1 tRNA gene and 2 rRNA genes are annotated in these 3326 nt (G+C 53.3%); all 3 read left to right on the top strand.

From position 1 onward, the window contains the following. Nucleotides 1-5 precede the first annotated feature (5 nt). Nucleotides 6-81: transfer RNA gene (locus ACFPZN_RS55810), tRNA-Ala, on the top strand. Nucleotides 82-250: 169 nt separating this feature from the next. Beyond that, nucleotides 251-3154 (top strand): 23S ribosomal RNA (locus ACFPZN_RS55805). Between the two features lie 70 nt (nt 3155-3224). Continuing rightward, a 5S ribosomal RNA gene (gene rrf / locus ACFPZN_RS55800) occupies nt 3225-3326 on the top strand; the annotation flags it as partial.

Here is a 3326-nt window from a genome sequence, read left to right as displayed (position 1 = left end):
ACGATGGGGCTATAGCTCAGCTGGGAGAGCGCCTGCTTTGCACGCAGGAGGTCTGCGGTTCGATCCCGCATAGCTCCACCATCTTTACTGCGAACACAAGAAAACTTCAGAGTGAACCTGAAAAGGTGCACTGCGAAGTTTTGCTCTTTAAAAATCTGGATCAAGCTGAAAATTGAAACGACACACAGCTCATGTGTGTTCGAGTCTCTCAAATTTTCGCAATCAGAAGTGAAACATCTTCGGGTTGTGAGGTTAAGCGACTAAGCGTACACGGTGGATGCCCTGGCAGTCAGAGGCGATGAAGGACGTGCTAATCTGCGAAAAGCGCCGGCGAGGTGATATGAACCTTTGACCCGGCGATGTCCGAATGGGGAAACCCAGTGCAATCCGTTGCACTATCGTTAACTGAATACATAGGTTAACGAGGCGAACCGGGGGAACTGAAACATCTAAGTACCCCGAGGAAAAGAAATCAACCGAGATTCCCCCAGTAGCGGCGAGCGAACGGGGAGCAGCCCGGAGTCTGAATCAGCTTGTGTGTTAGTGGAACGGTCTGGAAAGTCCGACGGTACAGGGTGATAGTCCCGTACACCAAAATGCACAGGTTGTGAACTCGAAGAGTAGGGCGGGACACGTGGTATCCTGTCTGAATATGGGGGGACCATCCTCCAAGGCTAAATACTCCTGACTGACCGATAGTGAACCAGTACCGTGAGGGAAAGGTGAAAAGAACCCCGGCGAGGGGAGTGAAAAAGAACCTGAAACCGTGTACGTACAAGCAGTGGGAGCACCTTCGGGTGTGACTGCGTACCTTTTGTATAATGGGTCAGCGACTTATATTCTGTAGCAAGGTTAACCGTATAGGGGAGCCGCAGGGAAACCGAGTCTTAACTGGGCGTTAAGTTGCAGGGTATAGACCCGAAACCCGGTGATCTAGCCATGGGCAGGTTGAAGGTTGGGTAACACTAACTGGAGGACCGAACCGACTAATGTTGAAAAATTAGCGGATGACCTGTGGCTGGGGGTGAAAGGCCAATCAAACCGGGAGATAGCTGGTTCTCCCCGAAAGCTATTTAGGTAGCGCCTCGTGAACTCATCTTCGGGGGTAGAGCACTGTTTCGGCTAGGGGGCCATCCCGGCTTACCAACCCGATGCAAACTACGAATACCGAAGAATGTTATCACGGGAGACACACGGCGGGTGCTAACGTCCGTCGTGAAGAGGGAAACAACCCAGACCGCCAGCTAAGGTCCCAAAGTCATGGTTAAGTGGGAAACGATGTGGGAAGGCACAGACAGCCAGGATGTTGGCTTAGAAGCAGCCATCATTTAAAGAAAGCGTAATAGCTCACTGGTCGAGTCGGCCTGCGCGGAAGATGTAACGGGGCTAAACCATGCACCGAAGCTGCGGCAGCGACACTATGTGTTGTTGGGTAGGGGAGCGTTCTGTAAGCCGTTGAAGGTGTGCTGTGAGGCATGCTGGAGGTATCAGAAGTGCGAATGCTGACATAAGTAACGATAAAGCGGGTGAAAAGCCCGCTCGCCGGAAGACCAAGGGTTCCTGTCCAACGTTAATCGGGGCAGGGTGAGTCGACCCCTAAGGCGAGGCCGAAAGGCGTAGTCGATGGGAAACAGGTTAATATTCCTGTACTTGGTGTTACTGCGAAGGGGGGACGGAGAAGGCTATGTCAGCCGGGCGACGGTTGTCCCGGTTTAAGCATGTAGGCGGAGGTTCCAGGTAAATCCGGTACCTTATTAACGCTGAGGTGTGATGACGAGGCACTACGGTGCTGAAGTGATAAATGCCCTGCTTCCAGGAAAAGCCTCTAAGCATCAGGTAACACGAAATCGTACCCTAAACCGACTCAGGTGGTCAGGTAGAGAATACCAAGGCGCTTGAGAGAACTCGGGTGAAGGAACTAGGCAAAATGGTGCCGTAACTTCGGGAGAAGGCACGCTGATGTGTAGGTGAAGCCCCTGCGGGCGGAGCTGAAATCAGTCGAAGATACCAGCTGGCTGCAACTGTTTATTAAAAACACAGCACTGTGCAAACACGAAAGTGGACGTATACGGTGTGACGCCTGCCCGGTGCCGGAAGGTTAATTGATGGGGTTAGCGGCAACGCGAAGCTCTTGATCGAAGCCCCGGTAAACGGCGGCCGTAACTATAACGGTCCTAAGGTAGCGAAATTCCTTGTCGGGTAAGTTCCGACCTGCACGAATGGCGTAATGATGGCCAGGCTGTCTCCACCCGAGACTCAGTGAAATTGAACTCGCTGTGAAGATGCAGTGTACCCGCGGCAAGACGGAAAGACCCCGTGAACCTTTACTATAGCTTGACACTGAACACTGGTCCTTGATGTGTAGGATAGGTGGGAGGCTTTGAAGCGTGGACGCCAGTCTGCGTGGAGCCAACCTTGAAATACCACCCTTTAATGGCTGGTGTTCTAACGTAGACCCGTAATCCGGGTTGCGGACAGTGCCTGGTGGGTAGTTTAACTGGGGCGGTTGCCTCCCAAAGAGTAACGGAGGCGCCCAAAGGTTCCCTAATCCTGGTCGGACATCAGGAGGTTAGTGCAATGGCATAAGCCAGCTTGACTGCGAGCGTGACGGCGCGAGCAGGTGCGAAAGCAGGTCATAGTGATCCGGTGGTTCTGAATGGAAGGGCCATCGCTCAACGGCTAAAAGGTACCCCGGGGATAACAGGCTGATACCGCCCAAGAGTTCATATCGACGGCGGTGTTTGGCACCTCGATGTCGGCTCGTCGCATCCTGGGGCTGGAGTAGGTCCCAAGGGTATGGCTGTTCGCCATTTAAAGTGGTACGCGAGCTGGGTTTAGAACGTCGCGAGACAGTTCGGTCCCTATCCGCCGTGGGCGCTGGAGAATTGAGGGGGGCTGCTCCTAGTACGAGAGGACCGGAGTGGACGCATCACTGGTGTTCGGGTTGTCATGCCAATGGCACTGCCCGGTAGCTAAATGCGGAAGAGATAAGTGCTGAAAGCATCTAAGCACGAAACTTGCCCCGAGATGAGTTCTCCCTGAGACTTTAAGTCTCCTGAAGGAACGTTGAAGACGACGACGTTGATAGGCCGGGTGTGTAAGCGCAGCGATGCGTTGAGCTAACCGATACTAATGAACCGTGAGGCTTAACCTTACAACGCCGAAGATGTTTTGGCGAAGAGACAGACACGATTTTCAGCCTGATACAGATTAAACAGAATTTGCCTGGCGGCTTTAGCGCGGTGGTCCCACCTGACCCCATGCCGAACTCAGAAGTGAAACGCCGTAGCGCCGATGGTAGTGTGGGGTCTCCCCATGTGAGAGTA

Origin of the sequence: Actinomadura rugatobispora, assembly GCF_042656285.1 — a bacterium.
Lineage (GTDB): Bacteria > Actinomycetota > Actinomycetes > Streptosporangiales > Streptosporangiaceae > Spirillospora > Spirillospora rugatobispora.
The sequence above is the reverse complement of the archived record's forward strand: the minus strand, read 5'-3'. Positions and strand labels throughout refer to the sequence as shown.